Annotated in this window: 1 protein-coding gene (only partly in view); it reads right to left on the bottom strand. The window is 64.7% G+C overall.

Translation table 11 applies throughout. From position 1 onward, the window contains the following. Positions 1–25,924: the 3' portion of an Ig-like domain-containing protein gene (locus ACCQ04_RS10310; RefSeq protein WP_226427860.1), read on the bottom strand. Its footprint extends 10,013 nt past the window's final position; 25,924 of the gene's 35,937 nt are visible here — the last part of the coding sequence; the start codon falls outside the window, past its right edge — the gene reads right to left on this strand; the stop codon is at positions 1–3.

Consider the following 25,924-nt stretch of genomic DNA (forward strand, 5'->3'; position numbering starts at 1 on the left):
TCAGTCGCGCCGCACCACCAGACCTGTCTGTGCAACCAGCAGATCGATCCCCGACACCGTGCCGCCCAGTAGCGCGGCCCATCCAGTATTTCCCAGTCCCGTTGGGTACGTTCCGGCCGTGGCCGTCCAGTCGATCACCGGCTGGCTGGACGCTCCCAGGTTGACGACGATGTAGCCACCGCCCTGGACGCTTCCGACAGAGGCCGACGCACCGACAACAATGCTCATCGCATTGTCGCGGGGCGGGTTCTTCGACACCACCAGGGTGATGCTCGCACTGGCAGTCAGCTTGTCGTCGCTGACCGAGTAGGTGAACGTGTCGGTACCGACGAAGCCGCTCTTCGGACGATACGTGTAGCTGCCATCGCGGTTGCGCGTCAGTGAACCCTTCGACGGATTGGTGAGGCTCAGCGTCAGCGCGTCGCCGTCCGGGTCGTTGACCAAGCAGTCGAAATCGATCCGCACGCTGCCATCCTTCTGCACCTGGAACGAGGCGCTCTGGGCGGTGGGTGCGCGGTTCACCTTCTGCACCGTGATGCTGACCATGGCCACGCCGGACTGGGCATCGCTGTCGGTCGCCCGGTAGCTGAAGCTGTCGGTGCCGTACCAGCCCTTGTCGGGCGTGTAGGTGTAGCTGCCATCGGCGTTGAGTGACAACTTGCCGTGGGACGGTGCGCAGACGAGCAGGGCGGCGAGGCGGTCGCCGTCGGCATCGCTGTCGTTGCCGAGCACATCGATGCGCACGGCGGCACCGGCCATGGTGGTGGCCTTGTCGTCCCTGGCCACTGGCGCACGGTTCGGCGCCAGTACCGTGATGCTGACGGTGACCGGCCTGGAGTCGAGTGCGCCATCGGTTGCCACGTACGTAAAGGTATCGGTCCCGACAAAGCCGGACTTGGCCGTGTAGCTGAAGCTGCCGTCGCGGTTGCGGGTAAGCGTGCCGTTCTTCGGCGAGGTGGCGAGCTTCGCGGTCAGGCCGTCGCCGTCGACATCGCTGTCGTTGGCGAGCACGTCCAGGCGCGTTGCCACGCCGGCACGTACGGTGAAGGCATCGGCGGCTGCGACCGGCGCCTGGTTCACAGGCGCCACACGGATCCAGACCATTGCCGGGTTCGAGCGGTACTGACCGTCGAACGCCTGGTAGGTAAAGCCGTCCAGGCCATACCAATTGGCATCCGGTGTATACGTATAGGTACCGTCCGGATTGAGCGACAGGCTACCGTGGCTCGGGCCGCAGACCAGCGCGGCCCGCAGGTCGTCACCGTTGATATCCCAGTCGTTGGCGGTTGGGTCGATCCGTACCGAACCGTTCTCCTTGAGGTCCACCACATCGTCGAACGCAAGCGGCGGCAGGTTCGGGCCCAGCACCGTGACTGTGACCGTCGCGGTGTTGGAATTGGCCTTCCCATCGTTGACCACATAGGTGAACGTGTCGGTGCCGGTAAACAGGCAGTCAGCGGAGTAGTTGAATGTGCCATCCGCGTTCCGCGTCAGCGTTCCGTGCTTCGGCGCGGAGACGATCGTGGCCTTCAGCGCATCGCCGTCCGCATCGCGGTCGTTGGCAAGCACATCGATCCGCGCCGTCTGGTTGTTGTGCACGCGCACGCTGTCGTTGACCGCGACCGGGGCCTGGTTGGCCGCCGACACCGTCAGGCGCACCGTCGCTACGTTGGACAGCGATTTGCCGTCGCTGGCCTGGTAGGTGAGGGTATCGGTGCCCACGAAGTCGGCGTCGGCCGTATAGGTCAACGAGCCGTCGCTGCCCCAGACGAGTTTTCCATGCACCGGTCCGTTGACGATGATCGTGCGCAGGCGATCCCCGTCTGCATCGGTATCGTTTGAGGTCGGCACGAAGACCAGCGGCTGGCCCTGCACGGTGGTGTAGGCATCGTTCGCGGCAACCGGTGCATGGTTGGTCTGGCGTACCGTGACGGTGACCGATGCGACCGCCGAGTCGAGTGCACCGTCATTGGCGATATAGGCAAACGTATCGGTCCCGAAGAATCCGTCGTCGGGCGTATAGGTCAGGGCGCCATCCGTATTGACGACAAGCGCTCCATGGGCGGGCGGCACTGCGATGCGCGCGGTGAGCCCCGCATTGGGCGCCTTCGGCGTGTTCGCATTGAGCCCGGTGGTGTTGTCGATGTCGCTGTCGTTGGACAGGACCGCGATGACCACGGGCACACCCTGGTCGGTGGTGGCGACATCGTTCACTGCGGTGGCCACATGGTTCAGCGGCAGCACGGTGAAAGTGACGGTAGCCAACTGGGAGCGCCCGGTTCCGTCGTCCACGACGAAGGTCAGGCGATCATCGCCCGCGAAGTACGTCTTGGGACGATACGTGTACGAGCCGTCCGCCTCGCGCGTGAGCGTTCCATGCGACGGACCATCAATGACGATCACGCCCAGCGTGTCGCCGTCGACATCGGCCGCATGGGCGAGCGGGTCGAACGCAACGGCACCGTCGCCCTGAACCCGCAGTTCGACATCGTCGGCGGTGGGCAGGTGATTGACCGGTGCCATGACGATGGTGATCGTTGCGATTGCGGAGCTTGCCAGGCCGTCGCTGACCCGGTAGGTGAAGACGTCCTGGCCGCGGAACAGCGCATCCGGCACATAGTGGAAGCTGCCGTCCGGGTTCAGAACCAGGTTGCCGTGGGCGGGGCCACTCACCAGTTCGACCGTCAGGGCGTCGCCGTCGCGATCGGTGACCCAGGCCATGACGTTTCCGTCGAGAGCCTGCTCCTCAAGCGAAGGCAGTGTGGCGTCTTGGGCGACCGGTGCGTGGTTGACGTGCTGCACCTGCAACCTGACCGTGCCGAGCGACGAGTCCACCTGGCCGTCGTTGGCAACAAAGGTGAAGCTGTCCTCGCCGTGGAAGCCGGGGTTGGCCGAGTAGAGGAAGGTTCCGTCCGGCTGGCGAACCACGCTGCCATGCAGGGGCCCGTCGACGATGCGGTAATCGAGCGTATCGCCGTCCAGGTCGGTGGCATGGCGTGACAGGTCGATCGCGACGGAGCCATCTTCCTGCAGCGACACACTGGCATCGCCGGCGCTGGGCACATGATTGACCTTGCGCACGTCGATCGACACGGTCGCCACGTTCGACTGCACCTTGCCGTTGTCGAGCAGGTAGGTAAACGCGTCCTGGCCCCACCAGAGCGCGTCCGGCGTGTAGTCGAAGCTGCCGTCGTCGCGCACCGTCAAGGTCCCGTGCGTGGGCGGCGTGACCACCACGACACGGCTGCCTGCCGTGCTGGTGTCGTTACCGAGCACGTCGAGACGTATCACGGCGTCCTCGTTGGTGGTCAACGCATCGTCCACCGCATGCGGATCGGCCATGAGCGCGATGTCGCTGATGGCGACCTCGCTGCCGAGCACGCCGAAGCCCAGGATGTCGAACGAGAGTGCGACGGCCGTCCCGGCGGCCAGACCACTGATGTCGATCAGGTAGGTGCGGCTGCCGTCCGCATTGGTCTTGAAGGTGACGCCCTGGGCGAGGAATGCCTGGCCGTCGCCCTGCAGGTTGAGCAGTGCATCCGTCCGCGACAGTGCTATCGCGCCAGCCACCGATTGACCGGTTGCCGCGTCGAGCAGCAGCGCTTCGAAGGCATCTTGCGGGATGCCGCTGCCGGTCTGCAGCGATGCCGCATCGATCGTGAAGCGCAGGAAGCGGTCGGTCGCTCCCACGATGAACACCTTGCCGACCCGCGACTGGCTACCGGCGGCTTCGCGCACGACCAGGCGGCCACTTGCGATATCGACATCGCCACGTGCGGTCCACTCGGTCGTCAGCGCGACTGGGGTTGCCGGTGGCGCCTGCTGAGTGGTCAGCATCGTCGCCTGTGGCACGGCTGCGAACCGTTCGGGACTCGACGCCGATGGGGTGGAGGGTGGGCCGACCGGCGCAACGTACGTCGTTGAAATCCGGGGAAGGGCGTTAGTTGACGCACTGAGATAGTAATAGTTCTTATAGAACGCGATCGCTGCTGCAAGTGGCGTCAGCCCGGTCGAGGTGGTGGCACTCGGCTGGAGGCCCACGGCGGACTGAAGGACGCTCTGTTGCTCCGTGGTGAAGCCCAGCTTACCGTTGTAGGCCTTATCGGTCGCATTCATGACGTTGGGTTGGCTCATGGCATTTGCCCGTTTCAAGGCTCCTGATGAGTCAAGCAGGTAACCCTCACCGAGGCCAAAGGTGTGACCTAGCTCGTGCGCGACAGTCGATGCGATGAACGCGCCCAGCGTAGTATTACCGTCCCAGATGAAACCGCTACCGATGGCAACATGCACGGTTTGGTTGACAGTCTGGTTGACCGCGTCGGTGAGCGCCCACTCCTTTGCCATCTCGGGAATGGCAGGTGCACCCGGTGTTCCGGTTCGCAGAACGGAATCGAGCCACCCCTGCTTGGGACCGAAACCACGCTGGGTATCAAAACGCATACCGTTCGGCGGCAACACGTAGCCGGCATTGCCTTTCCCCACATCGGCCCACTCGATCATCGGACCTTCAGTCCACGTCGTAGTGCCCGGTGGTAGGTCGTTCTTAAACGTAATGCCTTTGCCCACTGACGCGTACATCCTACGCACGCTGTCCGCCATGTCGTTGAATGCCTTGTTGACGGCATTGTCAAAATCCTTCTGCAATCCGGTCAGCGCAGCACCCGGTGCCGGGACTGTGTATTGGTTGTTGAAGAATTTTGCAAAGTACTTAAGGAATTCGGCGCTGACCTCGAGAGATCCGGCCATAAAGCTAGTCCCCCAGCTGCTCTGGGCTTGCGCTGCCGCGCCGACGGCGTAGTACACGCCTGTTTGATTGTAACTAGGCGTGTTCCCGGAGAATATGCCCGATGTCGTGAAGATGCGAACCATCTCGGCCTTGAAGCCGGTGTAGTTTAGGTTTACCACAACTTGCTTGGTCTTCTTGCCTTGCACGTTCAATGACCCGATCGTCTTGCCGTCCGCGTTGATGATGTCCAGCGTGTCTAACGAGTACGAGGATGCGCCAGAGTTGAAGGTGCCGTTCAAATCCGGGTCGAAGGTCCATGACGCCGTGCCTGCCGTCACCGCGGTGCTGGAGCCGAAGCCAAATTCGGTACTCGCGCCGTGATCGGACAGGCTCAGCTGCATGGAGGACGGCAGGATGACTTGCACTTCCTTGGTACGGACCTGGCCGCCAACGCCATCGGCCAGGGTGTTCTGGAACTGGACGCCTGCGTAGTCGGGCGTTTGGTCTGTCAGCCCAACGCCGCTAACGAGAACATTGCGCGGCTGGAACGCCACGTTGTTCGGGTCGACCATTTTAAGTACCGCCACCGCATCGGTCAGGTTCACCCAGCGAACGATCTGGTACACCACGATCTTCTTCTGGCCGTTGACCACGGTGGTGACGGTGATCTGGCCGCCATACAGTTCGTCCGCCGTCTTGGTCGACAACGTGTTGCCTGGATACATCTCCAGAATCGTTTTTGCATCCACCGACAAGGTGGCGCTGCCGCCAGCGGCGATGACCAGGGTGTGCGAAGTCAGCGGCTCGCTGCCGCTACTGGCCTTGAGGAACTGGGTGATGGTCGAGTCGACATCGATCGTCACGTAGGTCTGGGCATGCGACGCGCCCGTAATCGTCAGCGACATTGCATTGACTGCTGTGCCATCGGCCTTCAGGCCGCTGCCGGTGATGAAACTGGTCTCCGTGTCCGTCTCCGCACCCGTACTGATCTCGGTTCCTGCAGGCGGGCTTGCCTTGACCGGGATGTTCTGCTCGCCGGGTTCGTCAATCGCAATGTGGTGCGACTGGCGCTCCTTGTCCGACATCGCCAGGGTGGCGTCGAGCAGTGCATCGATATTCCAGCTGTGCACCAGGTTGGGGTTCTGCCGTGAGGGATCCACGGTGCCGAAGCCGCCTTTCAACTGGCCGACCAGCACCGTGCCGTCTGCGGTCAGGCTGAGGTTGATGATGCCGTAGCCGTCCAGCGGCAGCGTGGCACCGAGGTACTGTGCCGTGCCCTGCTTGCCGAACGGATCGCGGATGATGCCCAGCTTTCCGCCGACCGACACCTTCTTGGCGCTGGCACTGCCACCGTAGGCGACCGGCGGCCCGTACGGCGGGTAGAGGAAGTCGGGCGCCTCAAACATCGCCCTGTAGTACGGATCGTTGAAGTTGTAGTTGTCGTCCGAAACGATGGCGTATTCCACACCGTCGCGTACCACCATGACGACGCTCTGCGCGCGCTGGATGTCCAGGCGGTCGGAGATGATTGCGTTGAGCGGTTGCGACAAATCGATTGCGGTCAGCGTGGCCGAGGTCACGTTTCCGCTGCTGTCGCGAGCAAGGACGAGAGTGGACAAGCCGCGGCTGTAGTCCGCGACATTGGTGACCAGGTAGTGGTCGGCGTCCGTGGTGGCCACGATGCGCTGGGGCGACTTGCCGCTGATGCCGTCACCGTCCAGTGCCGCGACGATGGCGGGGGCGATGCGCCCGGTCGCCATGACCAGCGTGGTCAGGTCGAAGATGAGGACATCGCCGCGCTTGGTTCTGTCGCCCAGCTGGGTGCTGTTCGCGTTCTTCGGTACTGCCACGATCAGGGTATGGCCATCGGGGCCCAGCTCCATGGCGGCGACGCCATAGACCGAGGCCTCGATACCGGTGCCCTGTACCGAGATGACCTGGCTGAAGGTCTTGCTCGTCGGATCGATATCCACCACGCGCAACTGGTAGTTGCCTGCACCCGTACCGTAGGTCGAGCCTTCGCCGACCAGCAGCTTGCCGCCTGCCGCGACCAGGCTGGTGATGTTTTTCCCACCCTTCACCTCGATCTTCTGGATGATACGGAAGGTGATGGTATCGATGACGTAGATCGCGCCATTGCCGCCGATGTAGGCACGGGTGAAGTCGTCAGAGAATGCGACCGGCTGGACCTTGGTTCCGCTCAGGTAATCTTTGAGCGTTGCGTCGCCAAGTCGCTCCAGGAGATTCACTTGCCCGACGACCTTGTTTTCACGAAGGAAGTCGACGCCGGTCCGGCTCAGCACCGCCACGATGTTCGGTTGCGGAGTGATCTTGTACACATTACCCGAGAATTCGCGGGTGGCCCCGCTGACGGCCACGCCCGACGGATTGAGCGTGTTTGCTGCATAGACGCGGAAAAGCTGCCAGCGGATCACGCCGACGGCCATGTCCGCCGGAACCTGGACGGTCACGCTGCCGGTTGTCGTACCGGGGAAGGTCTTGATGTCGATGCGCGAACCATCGGGAAGGATTGCCCGCAGCACGAGCGTACTTGTGTAGGGTGCTGGCTTAGCATCGGCGAAGGTCAGCGTGACCTTGTCGGAGCCAGGTACGGCGGCCAGCCCGGTGATGGTCGGCAACGGAATCGTATTCCCGGGAATTTTCACCGGCGGAAGAATCTTGATTGTCTCGATTTTACCGATCTGGCCGGGACCGACCTGCGGGACCTCCACGTCGGCCGACTGCGGAATGCCGAAGTGGTACGCGCCGACGAACAGGCTGGTTGCAGCCTGTGCGATCGCATCGATCAGATCCGACTGAAAGGACGCGCCCAGCAAGCCGCCGGCAATCGAGAGGCCGGTGCCGCCGAACGTGATCCAGGTGGCCGCTGCCACGCCTACTTCGTACTTGCCGGAGATGACCCCGGGCATCCCGCGCATGACGTAGTACTCGCCGGAGAAGCTCACGCCGTCGAACGGCGGGCTTGCAGTCCGCGCGATGCCGTCTGCGCCGACGAAACCGTTGTCGACGATCCACCAGGTGTCGGTGAAGGTGCCGTCCGCATTGGGCACCTGGCCCTTGCGCAGGAACAGGACCTCGTCGCCTGGATTGGCGGTCTGCTGGACGGGGATGGCCAACTGCAGCGGATACGCCGTACCGTCCTTGCCCAGGTCGAGCTTGAAGGCGGCCAACGGCTCCAGCACTCCCTGTGCCGGGACCTGCGCCGTACCGGGCCACGACGGATCGCCCAGCGTGATGCGCTGGATGGACACCGTGGTGTCCGCACTCAGCGCCTGGGGGGGAATCATGACGGTTTCGCCCGTGGGCGCCATCACGACGGCGCCCGTTTCGGCGGAAACCTCGATGGCTTGCGGCGTCGACTGCAGCTGGGCCAGCTCGACCGAGATAACGGTTTGGGCCATGCCGATCGTCTGCTGGAGCAACGTGCCATCGGAAAGGCGTGAGGTGTACACGTAGACGACGAAGATCGTCGCATGGCCGTTCGCATGCGCGGTGACCAGGCCGTTGGCATCGATGGTGGCGATCGCGTCGTTGCTGGACAGGTAGATGGCCTGCGCGTGGATGTCCACCGATGCCCCGGTGACCGGATCGCCGGCGTGCACCTTGAGCTGTCGGGTGCCTCCCTTGGCGAGCGTGAACGAACCGGGATAGACCTCGGGCATGACGGCCGGGGTGGCGGTTGTGGGGTCGATGATGTTGACGACCTTGACGTCGCGAACGATGGAGCCGTCGGATGCGGTGTGACTGGCTACGATCAGGACAGGGCCCTTGCCCAGCGTGACGAGCAGGTCCTGCGCATCGTCCAGGCGCGCGGGCAGGTTACCGGAGGCACCGGGTTGCAGTGTCGCCAGATACATCGCCAGGAAGCCCGGATCGGCGCTGACGTCGACACCTGTCTGGTCTTCGAAGTCGACCGTGGCACGCAGCGGCACGCTCTGGCCCGGTAGCGCGCTATCCGGTGCGACCAAATGGATACCGGTCATGCGTGCGGCGCTGACCGTGACAGGCAGACGGATCGACGACGATGTCGAATACCCGTCGTCGGCACTGAGCAGGATGGACGCCGGCCCCGTGTAGCCGGCGTCGGGCCGGAAGATCACGGTGCGTCCATCGGCACCCAACACGGCAGTGCCGTGCTCGGCGCCGAGGATGCGCCAGAAAGTGGCATCCCCCTCGATATCCGTCGCCACGCCGTCCAGGCCGATCGCGACACCGAGGCCGGCATGGGTGAGCGTCGCCGGGAGATCGGCATGGACCTGCGGCGCTGCATTGGCCTTCCAGCCATAGTTGGCGTAGAGAATCTGACGGTCGGACTGATCGATGACGCCGTCGCCGGTGAGGTCGGCCACGCGGGCCTGGCTGATCGCTGCAGCGGCATACGCGCTTGCATCGTTACCGTCGATCGACCCGTTGCCATCGAGGTCGCCGGGCATGGCGACTCGTACGCTGGCTTGTCCCGTACCGTGCAGACGGACGAGTTTGAGGCCGGCGGCGTCGATGCGAACGAGCAGGGTCAGCACGCCGTCGTGCAGGGTGCGGCCGACGATCGTCCCACCGACCACGTCCACACCGCTGTTGGCATCTGCGAGGGTGACGCGTACCGCCACGGTCAGGGCACCGGCTGCGCCGGCGACCTTGACGCTGGAAGCCAGCTCGCTGTCGCGCACGATGAAGCCGACCGCAGTCGTATCTGCGGAGAGGACGCCCGTCCATGCGTTGCCCGGGTTGTTCCACTGCGTGGACGCACCGAGATGTGCTGCGAGGACATCGGTATATGGCTTGCCGTCGTTGCCGTAGCCGTAGGCCTTCGCGGGTTGATCGGTATCGAGCGAGCGCGCGAGGACGACCCGCCCCGCAGTGTCGTAACCGTAGACCGTGGTGGTAACGGTCGCAGGATTCGCCTGCGGACCGACGATCCGGACGATCCGGCCGGAGGCGTCACGCATGAATTCCAGGCGTTGCGTGCCACCGACGACCGCGATGCCACTGTCCGAGACCAGCCATTGAACACCGTCGGTGAAGCTCACGGTCTGTACCTTGCCCGCGGCATCCAGCCCGTAGCGCGTGCCGTCCGGCGCGGTCAGCACATAACCCGAGGGACGCCATGGCAGACCGCTGACCTGGTTGTAGAGATGGGAACCCTGGCGCGAGAGCGGCTCGTCGATGGAGACGGCGAGTGTCCAGCCCTGGTCCGCCGCAAAGCCGGCGCGGTACACCATCGGTGCGTTCGCCGTGCCAGCCATGGGGTGCGCGGTGGTCTGCAGGGTGAACCTGAGATTGGCCACGGCAGCGTTGCCGCCGAGCGAGGCAGGCATGCGCAACCAGAACAAGGAGCCTTCGGTCCATGCATACATGGCGCCCGTCGACGTGATGTCGGGCTGATCCGAACGCAGGCCCGTCTCGATGCCTTGCAGGCCCTGGTTGCCAAAGTCGCCGCCGTTGGGGCCGGCAGTGGTCCGTACAACGCTGAAGGCGTGTCCACCCAGTTTGTATGTGGCGTCCTGCGTCCCGCTGTCGAAGGTCTTGGCAGTGGAATCGATGGTGACGCGCGATTCGATCTCGCTGGTCCGGCCGACCAGATCCCACGCGGTCAGGCGCAACCGGTAGATGCCGTTGTTCCAGGTGGCCGGATCGAGCGTGTAGATCGGCAGCGTGCCATCCACTGCTTGCGATCCAGTCGCCACTTCGGCGAGCGTCTGCCACGCGCCGCCGTCGATGCTGGCGGCCTGTAGGCGATAGCCGGCCAGCTGAAGATCGCCGATCGCGGCGAGCACTGGCAACGCAGCGCCAGCAACGACCGGACTTCCATTGGCGGACGCACCGGCGAGGCCGCCGGCCCACGCAAGCTCCGGTGCCGCCGTATCTTGCGGATCGCGGACCCGCAAAGCGGTTTGTCGTGTGGCGGTGAAGCCATCGGCATCGGTGGCCACGACGCGCACGTCGATGAGGCCGGGGCGCGATGCGGTCAAGCGGACCCTTCCGCTTCTATCCAGCGTAACGGTCTGCCAGGTATCCGGATCGGTTCCGATCCCGCGTACCTGCACCGTCATGCCGGTCACCGGTGCAAAGCTCGACGCGCGCACGGACACCTGCACGACCTGGCCGGGCAGCAGCGGCGTTCCCGGTACCGCGTCGACCAGAATCGACGGTGCATTCGAGGCGGCGTCGGCGGCAACGCGCAGCGTGAACGACTTCCATGCCGTCGAGAACCCATCGGAGACCTGCGCGGTGACGACGAAATCGCCGATCTGTCCGGGACCAGGCGTCCAGGACAACCGCTGGGTTACCGCATCGTAGCTGGCACCTTCGGGAAGGCCCTGGAACGAGACGACGAGGGCGGCCGTCTGCACGGCACCGTCAGCGTCGGAGACTGCGATGCCCCCCGGCGCCGGTCCACCCAGTGCAACGGGTACCTTCCACTCCTGACCGACGACCAGCGCATGGCTCGCGACCGAGAGCTCGGGCACGCGGTTGGTGTCGAAGACCCGCACGTTGACGGTGCGGGTGGTACTCAATCCGCCATCAGTAACGACGAAGCGGAACGTGAAGTCACGCGAACCTTGCACCGCGTTATCCACGGTGCCGGCAGCGGGCGTCCATTCGAACTGGCCCGTCGTCGGGTCGAACATGACGCCCGCAGGGGTCTGGTCGTCCTGGATGAAGGCGATGCGGGTCGGGTCGCCGTCGGCATCGGCCGTCCGCAGCGTGAAGGTCAACGTCGAACCTTCGTTCGCCAACTGCAACGGCATTGGAAGGATCACGGGCGCCTGATTGACGTTGGCGACGGTCACGACGAAGGTACGCGCGAACTGCGCGCTGCCGTCGCTGCCTGTCACGGTGAAGCGGTACTGGCCCGGAGCGCCGCCCGGAATGTTGCCGGACTGCGCAGCGAACTGGCCCGGAGTCCACTGAAGCGTCGCCCGCGTTCCATCCGTGGGGACGTTCAGGGTCATGCCATCGGGAAGACCGGCGACGGTCCAACGGATCGTGTCGGCATCGACGTCACGCGCGAACAGGTCGACGAGCAGCGGCGTTCCTTCATTCGCACCGAACTGGACGGGCGCGGACACATCGCCGATGGTCGGCACCGTTTGTCCGTTGATCTGCACGGCAAGCAGCTCGGGCGCGCTGTTGGCGGCGCGCACGACGATCCTCAGCGTACGCACGGTGACGTTGGGGAGCGGCGATGCGGGGTTCGTGTGGCCAGCATCCTGCGGAGGCAGCCCGCGGTCTGCCACGGTCAGGGTGATGTCGTGCGCGCCGATGTCGTCCGCAGTCGGCGTCCAGGTCAAGATCCAGTGACCGTAGGTGGGAGACGCGGTGACGACGGCGTCCACGGGGCGCCCGTCGACCGTAAGGGTCAGGGCATCCTGGTCCAGGTCGCTGGCGACGATGGGCAGGGAGATGGCCTGTCCGACGACGGCCACGACAGTGCCGGGCACGTCGATGACCGGTGCTTCGGTCTGGCTGCGCGCGGTGACGACGAAGCTGACCGCCTGTGTGAGCACGCGCGCGGGGTCGCCGTTGCCGTCGTCGCGAGCGACGATCGTGATCGTGTAGTCGCCACGGTCGTTGGCACCCGGCGCAAAGCGGATGACGCCGCGCACGTGCCCGACCGGCGCCGAAGCATCGGGCAGGAAGGTCGCGAACCGCGGTAATCCGGACAGGGTGTAGGTGATCGCATTGCTGTCGACATCCTGGATATCGACGGGTATCTCGAGTACTGCCCCCTTGTCGACGAACGCATTGGCGATCGCTTCGATTACCGGGGCGCGGTTCGTGTCCGCGACCACGATCGGGATGGTGACCCGGCTGGTCGCCGGGGTTCCCAGGCCATCGCCGTCGTCAGTGGCGATCACCGTGACGTAATAGGTACCCGCCTGGCTGTAGCCGGGCGTCCACGCCAGTTCCAGCGTCTGCGGATCGAAGGTCGCGCCGGCCGGAAGTCCCAGGACCTGATAGGTGACGCTCGGCGGCACGATGAAGCCGTCGTGATTGGTCACTGGTGCCGACGCGCCCAGGCGCACGGCCGGGGCGAACTGTGCGTTGTCCGGATCGAAGGCAAAGACACTGATCCGCAGCGGCTGCCCTTCGACGATGTTCCACTGCGACTCGATGTTGGCGTCGAAACGAGGCGCACCGTTGGCATTGAGGACATGCAGTACGACGTCGCGCTCGACGTAACGCGCCACTGTCGTGCCGTCGGTGGCGGCGAAGGTTGCGGTCAGGCGCACGCGCACGCTGTAGTCGCCGTGCTGGTCGAAGCCCGGCGTCCAGGCGAGCCAACCGGTTTCCGGGTTGATCGTCATGCCACCCGGCAAGGATGCGGCGCTGTAGGACAGGCGCACGACCGTACCGTCGTCGACCTGGGTACCGCCTGGCAGTGATCCGGCCAACTGCAGCGCGAAGGCGTCGCCTTCGCGAACGGTCTGCGCCGCGACGGGCAACAACACCGGGTCGGGCTGGGCCTGCGTGACCGTGATGGTGAAGGCCTGCCTGACGATGGACTTGCCATCGGATACCGTGACGGTGATATCGGCATACACGCCTGCCTGCCGGTAACCCGGGCGCCAGGAGAGAATGCCGGTCCGGGCGTCGAACTGCGCGCCTGGCGGTACGTTCCCGATGCTGTAAGTGAGCGTGTCGCCATCTGCGTCGGCGCCGACGATGGGCAGTGTCAGCAGCGCGCCTTCAGCCACTTTGACCTGTTGGACAACGGCCAGTACCGGCGCTTGATTGCCGTTGACGACGGGGAGGTGAAGCTCCTGCAGCGAGGCGCCACCGCGACCGTCCTGCACGCGGATGATGATGACGGTATCGGCATCAGCATTCGGGCCAGGTGTCCAGGCGAGGGTGGCCGCACCGCGATAGCGTCCGTCGGGATCGCGGGTGAAACCCGGGCCGGCGGCAATGGTGAAGCCCGGCGGTGCACTGACGAGTTCCCAGAAGAACGCGGCACCGTCGTCATCGGTGGCCTCGATCGAGGCGGTCCATGGCTGACCGATGACGGCAGGGGTGACGAAGCTGTCTGCTTCCAGTGCCGGTGTGTTGACGATGACGGGCGGCACGTTCGCCATCGGCACGGCGTAGACGCCATGACCGATCGCGAAGCGGGCCAGGCCAGCCAGGCCACCGAAGGCGCTGGCCGAAGATGGCGGCAGCACGCTGATCGTCTGGTTGGCCAGTGTCGCGCCAATGGCGAGCTTTCCACCGAGTGCCTGCAGTGCGGCAGTGAGGTCGAGCACCCACAGGTCGGACTGCGAACCCTGGCCGGCGCTGCTGCCGGGGATGGCACCGTTGAAGTAGACGCCCGGGTCGAGCAACAACATCAGCGGGCCGTGGATGTCGTCCAGGCCGACGTTGGTGAGGTTGACGTCATAGCTGATGGCGCCGGTGACGTGATCGGAACGCGTGTTACTGAATGCGATGGACACGCTGTTGCTCATATCGAGCAGTGCTGTGAACGCGGAGGTGAAGTTCTGCTCGATCGCGAGTCCGGTCGCCGAACGCAGCTGGCCGGATATCGTCATCATGTAGTAGCCGGCGGGCAGCGCGTCGTATCGCAGATATGCGGTATGGCTGGCGGCATCCCAGCGCACACTCGTGGGATGCAGTGCCGTCGCTCCCGGCTGACCGTCCTTCAGCTCGAAGTAGGTGGGATCAAGGACTGAACCATCCTTGTCCAGGGCGAGCGACATCGACTGGTCGAACACCACCGCAATCTCGCCCAGCGGCACCGGTACCAGCGCCCCATCCGGCACGCTGGTCGCCAGCACCTTGGGCGCGCGCGCCGGGGCGATCTCGTCGATGTGGTTGGTCTGTGCCACGAGCAGGCGGCCGTCGCTGGTGGCGACGATCGCTTGGGCCTGGGTGCCGCCGCCGGCAAGCTGGAGCACGCGGCGGGAATCGAGTTCGATCATCCAGGTGGTCGAGCCGCGCGTGGTGTCGGTGACACCGGCCACGGTGACGTGCTGTGCAAGCTGGCCGGAGGCGAACAACAGGCCGGCGAGCGGGGTGCCTGCGGCGCCGAAGGCGATGGACGAGACGGTGCCGGTCAGGCGGTACTCGAGTTCCGCGCGGCCGGCGGTCCTGCCCGACATCGGGAAGCTGACGATCTCGGTGCTGCCATTGGGATCGGCGGCAGTGATCTGGCTGCCGGTCCAGCGGACCGCCCACAGGCGCCCGTCCGGGCCGAAGGCGAGATCGCCGACGCGGGTGTTGCTGAAATGCTGCCAGGCCTTGGCGGCGTCGGTTTGGTTCGGATGGAAGACTTCGATGCCGCCGCCGGACGACACGTAGATGTCGCCGTTGGCCGCAATCGCTAGTGCATGGGTCAGCGGCTGGCCGCTCGGTCCCTGCAGGCGGCGCAGGATCACGCCGCTGGTCGCATCGACCTGCAGCAGTTCGTTACCGGTCATCACCCACAGCTGGCCGAACGCATCGACGGCCATGTCGAGCACGGGGCTATCGAGCACGAACAGCGGGGTCACCGAACGGCCGCCGTCCTTGCCCACCTTGAACACTTCGTTGCGCAGCGCACCTGCGCTGAACAACACGCTGTGGTCGGCGAGTTCGACCATCGCCATCGCGCCGATATTGGCATCGCTGGCTGCGAAACCGTCCGCGAAGCCGCGTGCAGCGAACGGCGACAGGATATTCGTGTAATCGCCCGGGCTCGTATTCGCGACAACACCCGGCAGCAGCTGGGAAGCCTGCTGGAAGAGGGTGTTTTCGGGATAGTTGCGATCGGGGGCCGCCGCCGGGGTACTGGGTGTCTGTTCCAGTCCGGGCGTGACGCCCAGGCCGTCCAGCACACCCTGTCTGCCGCCATCGTCGGGCAGCACGGCGTTGGTGGTGCTGGCCGCCTCGCGATTGCCCGCCAGGTCGGTGGCCACGGCAAGGAACTCGTAGGTGCGGTCGGCTTCGCCGGTGAACACGGCACTGGTGCGGTCGGCTGCAACCTGACGCTGCCAGATGCGGAAATCACCGCCGTCGGTCGCGACATACACGGTGACGAAGCGAATGCCGCTGGCATCGTCCTGCGCGTCCCACTTCACGGTGTAGGTCGGTGCGCCCGCGGCATTGTTACCGAGGCTGGTGACCGTGACCGAGGTCCTGGGTACGCCCGCGTCGAGCGTGACGTTGAGCGTGCCGCTGTCGATCGGCGGCGCCTGGTCAAACAGGATCCGCGCACTCGCGCCGATCTTCGTCCCCGTGGCCACGCTGCCGCCGACGGAGACCGTATAGCTCACGAAGCCGCCGACCGAGGCACCGTTGGTCGGCACGAGCAAGGCGCGGGTGAGGTCGGTCATGACCTCGCCGGTGGAGGGATCGATTGCCTGGATCAACCAGGTGGCAACGCGCGACTCGATATCGATGCCGGCGCTGACACGCAGCACATAACCCTTGGTGCCAGTGAAATCGAAGTCGGCCTGAAAATTGGCGCGATCGGCAGGCACATGGAGATTGATGTCGCCGAGCTTCAGGTCGCCCAGGCGCAGCGAACGCGGATCCAGGTTGGCGTCCAGCTGGCTGACGATCCGGATCTCGCCCACCCCTTGCGAGGTCGGGTTGGAAAACGCAAAGGAGTAGGGCAACGGTGTCGCCGACGGGACATAGATGCTGCCGTCAGTTGCGGTTGCGCGGCCTTGCGGACCCTGCACGGCAATCACGGCATCGTCCAGGCCACTACGCTGCGCCATCAGCTGCAGGTATTGGGTGAGGTTGAGCGGCTTTCCTGGTACCGGGTTGAACTTTTCGTCAAGCAGGCCCTGCGCGCGCAGGTATTCAAGCTCCGCCTGGCCTCCCACGAATACCCGGAAGTTCTCGAACTGCAGGGTGCGTCCGGTGTGACGATCGTAGTCGGCCGGGTTCGCGAGCGAGGGGACCGGCACCAGAACTTCATCACCGTCAGACGTGTAGCGCACCTCGTTGTGGTCGATCGGACCGGTGGCTGCGTTCCTGTCGCCGCTGTACTTGGCGGTGTCGCCGTACCACTGCTGCACCTTGGCGAAGAAGCCCAGCAGGTCGGCCTGGGTTCGATAGGTGTCACCTGCGCGTGAGAGCAGGATGCCGGCGGCGAGGGTGGCATTGAGACTGACCACTTGCGGGTTGGTCGTGATCGGTGGCGCCTGGTGATCGGGACGCAGCATGCCGCCGGTTTCGAGTGCGGCGAGCCAGCCGTTGACCCATGTTGCAGGATCGGCGGCGAGCACGGCCAGGTTCACCGGGGCGGTCTGGTCGGCGAGCACCGCAGTGCGCAGGCGTAGCGCATAAGCCGTCTGCTCGGCGACGAATTCGGCGCGGGTCAGGGCTGTCGCGGCAGCGACGATATTCATCTCGAACGATTGGGAGAGCGCTTCAATCTCGCTGAGGATGTCTTCTGGCGCAGTCGAGCGGAATCGCGCAGCCAACCCGGGCGAAATGCTGTCCAGACCATTGACGCCGGCGTCGAGGATGCCCTGCGACTTCCAATCGGGATGGATGGCATAAAGCGCTTCGCGAAGGCCGACAAAGTCGCGATTGACCCAGGCGGTCAGTCCGGGATAGGTCTGCAAACGGAAGGTCATGCCGACGAATCCGCTTGCAGCGATATCGAAGGCGTAACCCGGAGCCAGGGCGTAGCCGGATGTATTCAGCGTACCGTCCAGTGACGCCCACGGAATGTCCGTACGCGACGGGGTCGACGGCGTCTGGCCGTAGCTTTGCGTGTTTGCCGGCGCGTTGGCCGTATTGCCGTACGGCGAGCCGGCGATGTTGGAGCCGAACAGGGCGTAAGGCAGGTTGAGACTGTCGATGAGGTACCTGTTGTAACCCATCTCCACTGCGCCGACGTCGAAGCGCACATAGGGTGTATCGACGTTGGTCAGGCTCTGCAGCGAGACCGTATAGCTTGCGCTCTGGCCAGGATCCAGAGTGCGCGGGCCGCCGACGCCGATGGTGACATCGCTCTCGATGCTGCGCTCGACGAGGTAGCGGTTTGCCTCGGTGACGCGCTGCCCGTTCGGGTTGACGACAGTGACGTCGTACAGGCCGAGCGGGAACGCACGCGTGTCGAAGATCGCGCGGATGTGCGTGGCATCCAGCACCTGCCAGCGATCCGGCTCGGCTTCGAACACGCCAGGGCGGTTGAGCTTGACGATGGCGCCGGCCTGGAAGCTGGAACCGTAGATATCCAGCGTGACCCAACGATGCGTGTCATCGCCCACACCGCCGTGATCTGGCGTGACCCGTGTGATCGACAGCGGCAACAGATCGGCGCGCAGCGTCGCTGCGACATCGTGGCCGCCACGGCTGCGCACAAGGATGTAGTAATCGCCCGCCAGCGTGCTGGCGATGATCGCCTGCTGGTCTGCCGCGGACGCGTTCGCGTACGCGGCGTCGTAGGCGTACGTGGTCGGGATGTCGCCGTAGCGGATGTACAGCTCGTTGTCCCCGGAAAGTGCCGAGGAATCGAGCAATACGCGCAGGGTCTGGCCAGCGGCGACGCTCACCTTGTAGAGCTGGGAGACGCCATCGTCGAGCATGATCGCCTTCGGGCTGGCGACGGCGAGCACGGGAACCGAGGTCTGGATGGTCGCGGCAGAGGCCGTGAGGTTGTTCGCCTCACCCGGAGCCATTACAAGGCCGGTCGGCCCATAGCTGATCGCGCCTTCGTAGACCTCGTTGTACAAGTCCGGTCGGACGACGATCCGCCAGCTACCGTCCTTGAGCGGCGGCAGGTTGGCGGTGAGCGAGCCACTGTAACTGGCGTGTCCGGCGAGATCGCCGCGATGCACGACCTTGCCGAGCAGGATGTCGGTCAGGCCCCAGGCATTGTCGATCGAGAGATAGACCGCGTCCGTCCAGGTGCCGTAGGCGGTGTTGTCCGAATCGTTGGTGATGGTGTAGCTCACGGTGACCGGCTGGCCGACCTGCGCCTGCGGCGGCACCGTGACGGTGTCGACCTTGAGGTCGGCCGGCGGCGGGATCTCGATCAGGACCGGCTGTTCGGCGGCGGTGCCGTTGTTCTGGTCCTTGCCGAATTCGAGGACGGCGCCACTGGCCCCGGTACCAAAAGCGCGTGCCGGATCGGTAATGACGAACACGTACCAAGCGCCACTCAGATCGCTCGGCGCGGTCACGCTGAAGCGACCGTCGTAGCGACCACCGGCAGCAAGGCCGTTGCCGTGCGCTACATAACCCAGGTAGCGATCCTGGTTCACGTCGAGGAAGCGGTCACGCGACAGGTAAATCAGATCGTTCCAGTTTTGCTGGTCGGATGGTGTACCGCCGCCGGCATTGAAGACCGAGTAGTCGACCGTGAAGGGCTGGCCGGCCACCACGTGCGCGGGCACGGTCACAGCCGACACGGTGAGGTCGGGCGGCGTCGCCAAGGTGATGGGAAGCGCGATTGAGGCGACATTGTTGCCCTCGTCGCGGAATTCGAGAACAGCGCCCGGGCCGCTGCCATCGACGACATCCAGGCCGTCGCGGATCGAGCTGGGGGTGCTGTATTCGAAGTCCTTCACCGTGGAGGTGTCGGTCTTGACGATGAGTCGGAAATTGCCGCTGATCGATTGGGGCAGGTGGAACGTGACGCTTGCGGTGTACGACTCGCCAGGCAGCAGATAACGCGGCCTGCCGTTCGCATCGACGATCGAGATGCCCTGGATACGCCCCGGATTAGTGTAGAGATCGCCCTCCGGCAATGGCGTGTCGCTGGCGTCCAGTGTGTCGTCGTTGGATAGATAAACTCCATCGGACCAGGACGTGAAGCGCGTGGCACGATCGCCACGGTTGGTCACCGTCCAGGTGGCGGTGACCAGCTCCCCTGAGTGAGGAGCCGGATTGGAGATCGACACGGTGTCGATCTGCAGATCGGCCTCACGATAGGTGATGTCGATGCCCGCGCTGCCGAAGTTGTTGGCTCCATTGAGGCCCTCGAACACAGATTGACCATAATGGTCGAGGGCGTAATCGTTGCGCCCCCCGTCATTGAGTTCTTCAAACGGTCTGGACTTCGGTTCGGGCGAGGCCAGGTTGTCCCGGATCGCGCCCGTGTCGGTGATGATGTAGATGTAATAGCGACCATCAGTACCCGGCGGCAGTGCCACATTGGCAGTCACGGTGTAACTGGCGCCAGCGGCCAGACCCGCAGTGTTGTAGCGCGCGAATGCACCAATTGCGGTCGCACGGGTTGGAATGAACGTCGGATCGGTGCTGATGTACACCGAATCGATCCACGCGTTGGTCGACGGCCAGACGGCTTCTCCCTTGTTGGTCACCGTCCAGGTGATGGGAGTTGGTTCGCCGGAGTAGTTATGCGGCGGGACGATGACCGAAGTGACCTGCAGATCGGCCGGGTGGGAGATAACGTTGGACGCCAACGCCGTTGCGTTGTTGGCTTCGTTGGTTTCACGAATCTGACTGAGTGCATCGGAGACCACGACAACGTAACGACCGGTGATCGACGGCGCCAACTGCACAGTCTGGTTGACAGTATATTTTTCGCCGTTGTTGAGCGTACGGCTTTGGGTGTAATTGCCGATCAGCCATAGCTTCGTGGCCTTGGACAGGTCGGCGTTGTCTGCGACGTACACCGCGTCGGTCCAGGTGCCGGTAAACAGGTCACCCTGGTTCTGCACGGCGTAGCTGAAATTGAGGTTGCCGCCCGCGTCTACCGTCTGCGGAGCAACGACCTGGGTGACGACAAAGTCCGGCGGGGTGATACCCAGGACCGAGATCGCGCGGGCCTTGTAGTTGTTGTTGTCAAGCTGGCCTGGATCGTCGGCATTGAGGTTGGATGCCAGCGTGTCTTCCAGGATACCGTCATAGGCATCGCTCCAGACGGTGATGTAGTACTGCCCGCTGAAGGTATCGTTGGGGATGGTGACGCGAAGGCTGCCCTGGTAGTCCTCGCCCACTGCAAGGTTACCGGTGTGGGTGACACTGCCCAGCAGAACGTCGCCACGGTTGGCACCCGGCCGCCGCGGGTCTTTTGCCAGCCAAACCGTATCGGTCCAGCTATTGGTCGTCGCATCGGCGCCACGGGTGGTCGCGCTGCCCTTGTTGGTGACGCGGTAATCGACCTGGATGGTTGCACCGTGGACTACCTGGTCGGGAGCCACCACGTTATTGGTGACCAGGTCGGCGAACGGGACCGGGTCGACGTGAAAACGCACCGCCTTCTGGTTGTCATCGTCCTTCGGATATTCGTCGACGTTGTTGTCGGCATCGGTGACGACAATGAGATAGACGTCGCCACGGTAGGTGATCGGAATGTCGATCGAGCCGGTCACATTGGAGTAACGCTCGGTCGGCGCCAGCGCGCTGCCGTTGTCGAAGATGCCGACCAGTACGTCGTCGCCGGTCAGGGTACCGTCGAGCGAGAGGTAGATCTTGTCGCGCCAGCGCCCGCTTGCGGGCATGGCGCCGCTGTTGACGACGGTGTACTGGATGCCGACGCGCGTACCGGCGGTAACGTGGTCGGGGATCGAAACGGCATCAACCTGCAGGTTCGGGCGTGCCTGCAGCGCGATCTGGGATGCGGTGGAGGCAATCGTCAGATTGTTTCCACGCGCACCGCCATGTTCATAGACCTGCGCACCATCCTTGCCGAGATTGCTGTTGGTGATGACTTGCAGGCGATAGAGGCCTTCGATCTTCGCCGGCAAGCGGACCTGCTCGGTGCGCGTATAGGTCTTGCCTGCCTCGAGCGGACGATCGTAGGTGTAGGTACCCAGCACGACATCCGGGCCACCGTTGGTGGACACAAGCTTTACCGTATCAACCCACGGTCCGGCAGCGGTTGCCTGGCCCTGATTGATCACCGTCCAGGCGAGGTCGACCACGGCGCCTTCGACCGCGTTATCGGGCATGCTGAGCGCCTGCACGACAAGGTCGGGCGAGGGGGCAAGCTGCACGGGAAGTGCCGCGCTATGGCCGACATTATTGTCGCCGTAGACAAACTCGAATGGTCCTCCGGTGCGCACATTGACGTACCACGTGCCGGAGAGACCGTTGGGCACGGTGACCACAACGCTGCGCACGTAATGGTCGCCGACCTCGAGTTGACCGATGTGGCTCACGTTGGCGAGCACGATCGGCGTACCTGTGCCATCCGGTGAGGTGCTCAGCCATACCGAGTCGGACCATTCGGCCATGTCCGTAATGCCGATGCCTTGGTTGGCGACGGCCCAGCTGACGGTCAGCGGTTGCCCGCTGGTCGCGTTGCCCAGCGCTTGAACGCTGTTCACCACCAAGTCGGCGTAAGGCTTGGGCATTACGTCGATAACGTGATCGGCGGCGACGGCATCGTTGCCGATCACGCCGTCCTGGAAGACCTGCTTCGTCGCATCGGTCACCACGAACAGCTTGTACCGCCCGGTGAAGCCTGGGGGCAGCAGGGTGGTGAAATCGCCTCGGTAGCTGTCGCCCACCGCGAGCGCGCCGTCGTGGCGCACCTCGCCGACGATACGGTCGTCGCTGTTGCCGACGATGTCGTCGGTGGAGAGGATGACCCGGTCGACCCAACCCGAGGTAGTACCCGTGCCCGTGCCACGATTGGTCACCGTCCAGCTCACCGCGAGGGTGGCCGGGTCGGCGATCAGCGTGGTCGACGCCTGCACGGCGCCCACCACAAGATCGGCATGGGGCGCCAGCTGGACAGTAAAGGCCTCACGCCCCGTGTTGTCGGCACGCGCGCGGTCGTCTACGACGTTGCGCGCGTCGGTGACGACCACGACTTCGTAGTCGCCGCGGGCATCGAGCGGGATGGCGATATCCGTGGAAGCGACGTACGAGGCGCCTGCTGCCAGCTCCGTTCCGTGTGCGACTTCGGCGACCTGGGTGAGCTGGCCGTCGCGCGACAGGTAGACACGATCGACCCAGCCGCCGCTGGCAAGTCCGCCGCCATTGGCGACAGTCCATTCGACATGCAGCGAGGTACCGGACTGGACCAGCAATGGGCCGCTCACGGAGGCGACCGAGAGATCCGGACGGCTGACCGTGACACTTGCGGTTGCGACGGCCGTGTTATCGACCTCGTTGTCGCGCTCGTAGACGGTGTTGTCACTATCGGTGACGACCACCCAGCGGTAGCTGCCTTCGGCCAGCCACGCGGGGACCGACACGTCGATGGCGCGCGACGCGGTGGCGCCGGCGGTCAGGCCGTCGGTGTAGAAGCGGCTGGCCACCTGGGTCAGCGAGCCGTCTGCGGCACGCAGGTAGACCGTATCGCGCCAGGCGCCCGTCACGGCGCCGTTGCCCGTATTGGCGGCCGTGTAGGCCACACTGGCACTGTCGCCTGGACGGACGGCGCTCGGGCCGGTGACGGCAGAGGCGACCAGGTTCGCCACCGGGGCCAGGGTGATCTGCATCGCCGCCGAGGACGCGGTGTTGTTGCCGGTGCGCCCCAGCTCGGTGACGGTGTTGTTGAGGTTGGTCAGGACAAGGATGTAGTAGGTGCCAACGAGGTCGCGCGGCAGCGCGACGGTGGCCGTACCCGTGTAACTGCCGTTCACCCCGAGGACGCCCGTATGGACCACCGAACCGGCGAGCACGATGTCGTTGACGGACGGCGTCGGTGAGCGGGCCAGCACGATGCGGTCGTTCCACAGCGCCAGGTCGGTCGGCGAGTTGCCGGTGTTGGTGACGATCCAGGTGACCTTGACGTTCTCGCCGCTCAGCGCGCTCGCGGGCACGGTGACAGCGGAGACGCCGAGATCCGCGTAGGCCGCGATGACATCGATGCTGCGCAGTGCGGAGATCGTATCGGCGCGCGTATCCGGCAGCAGCACCTCGCCGAGCGCGTCGGAGCGCACGCGTAGCGTGTAGCGGCCATTGGCGACCACTGGCATGGTCACGCTGAGGTTTTGCGCATAGCTCTGGCCGTTGGCCAGCGCGCCAGTGTGGCGGACGCTGCCGATCACCATGTCGGCCATGCCGTCACGGCTGAGGATGATCTGATCCGTCCATGCACCGGCGGTCGGTACCTGACCGGTGTTGCTGACCGTCCACGAGACAGTGAGCGGCTGGCCTGTCGTCGCCTGGGACGGCGTGCTGACGCCGGATAGCTGCAGGTGGGCGTACTGGGTCACCGCCGAGACCAGCGACGACGACGCGGTGTTGTTGTCCTCGGCGTTGCCGGCGAGGTTGGCTTCGAACAGCACGCCATTGCCGGCCGTGTTCTGGTCGGAGGTAACGGTGATCGACAGGTTGCCGGCACCCTTCAGCCCGTCCGGCAGGCGGAAGGTGAAGCTGCGCAGACGATGTTCGCCGGCGCCGATGGGACCGTTGGCCACGCCGTTGACGATGGCAGCTGGATCGTAGGGCAGGGTGGTGTCGACCAGCACCAGTCCGTTATCGGCACGGGCAATCGTGATGCGGTCCATGAAGGCCGCGGCGGTCGGGCTCGCGCCCTCGTTCCAGTCTTCCCACGTGACGGTTACCACGCCGCCGGCACTGACCTGCGTGCTGACGACGGTAAGGTTATGCACGGTGAGGTCGGGACCGGCGACCGCGGACACCAACGTGGTGTTATTGGACTCGCCGGTACCGGCAGGATTGGCTTCGTCGATCTCGCCGAGCACATCGGCAATGACGCGGATCGTGAAGTTGCCGGCCGCATCCACGCCCGAGGGCCAGATAAACGTCGCATGGCGGCTGCGTGTCTCGCCGGCGCCGATCGGTCCCTGGGCGAGGAGATCGCGTAGCGTCACGGTGGCGACGGCACGACCGGTCGACGTGTTGCGGATCTCGACTGTTTCACTGAACGGTTGGGATACCTCGCGGTCACCGGTATTGGTCAGGATCCAGTCGACAGCGACCTGCTGGCCGGCCACGAAACCGGAAGCAGGCGACAGCACCAGCCCGCTGACGCTGATGTCCGCATGGGCGGCGAGTGCGACATCGACGTTCACGACGGCGCTGTTGTTGGTCTCCTTGTTTTCCTTGACCAGATTGTCGGAGTCGGCAATGACCGTGATCGACAGCGTCCCGGCCGCAGCCGCGCCGGCGGGCAGGTGCAGCATGAGCTGGCGGGTGATGGCGCCACCGCGCGCAATGCCGGTGCTGCCGTCGTAGGGCACGGTGATGTCGAGCAGGATTTCGCCGGTGGCGATGTTGCGCACCACGACACGATCGTTCCAGGCGCCGCTCGTATCGAGCGTGCCACGGTTTTCCAGGACCCAGGACAGCTGCACGGTCTGCCCGGTCTCCAGGCCCGTCGCGGGGCTCAGCTCCACGTGGTTGACGGTAAGATCCGGGGTCGGCTCGGACAGCAGCGTGCCCAGGTCCACGGTGGGCGTCTGCGGGACGTGGATCAAGCGAATCGTGGCATCCGCTGCGAGATGCGTGTCGCTTCCCGTGCGTTCGACGATGAGTGTGTAGTGCCCACCCAGCGTGAGGACCCCCAGGTCGATACCAGTGCCATCAAGCCGGTACTGCCAACGCCCCCCCTGATTATCGTAAGAGCTGCTGACGCTGCCGAGTGCATAGCGACCGGTCACCGGGCGACCTGTGGGATCGATCAGCTGCCAGTTCATGGAGTCTGCGTACTGGTCCATGAGCGCGCCCGGCAGGACGTCGAGGAAATACGCCTCACCCGCAACCAGGTCGAGGTCATACATCGCGATGCCGCGTGGCTGGTCGATGTGGATCTGGGCCGTGCTGTCGACCGGCAACTGTGTGGCCACGGTTGCGTCGAGCAGGCGGAACGAGTACTTGCCTGCTGACCCGTTGGCGCTCCCGAGCACGAGCATGTAATCGCCGGCAGGAATGGCGATGGCGTAATCGGTGTTGTAGTCGCCGTAATTGATGTAACCGCTGTTGATCTCTCCTTGCGGACCCATCAGCCGCCAGAGGACCGGGGTGTCGCCGGCGAGCCCGTCGATGACGATGGTGGTGTCGTGGTCGGCATGGATGTCGTAGCGCACCGTGGTGGCGCCCGTGGGCAACTGGCCCTGGGTGACGACGTTCGGGACCAGCGGTTGTGAGTTGCTGCTCACGGTGAACTGGTAATTGGCCTGGTTGCTCTGTCCCGCCGTGTCGAAGACGAGATAGTACTCGCCAGCGGCGAGCCCATAGAAGCCCCGCGAATCGGTGGCATCGCCACTTGCGATCACGTCGCCCGCCTTCGAGACCAGGCTGAAGCGCAAGGAGTAAGCGTTGTTCCTCCCATCGAACCAGAAGGAACCG

It is taken from the genome of Xanthomonas sp. NCPPB 2866 (assembly GCF_041475745.2).
Lineage (GTDB): Bacteria > Pseudomonadota > Gammaproteobacteria > Xanthomonadales > Xanthomonadaceae > Xanthomonas > Xanthomonas arboricola.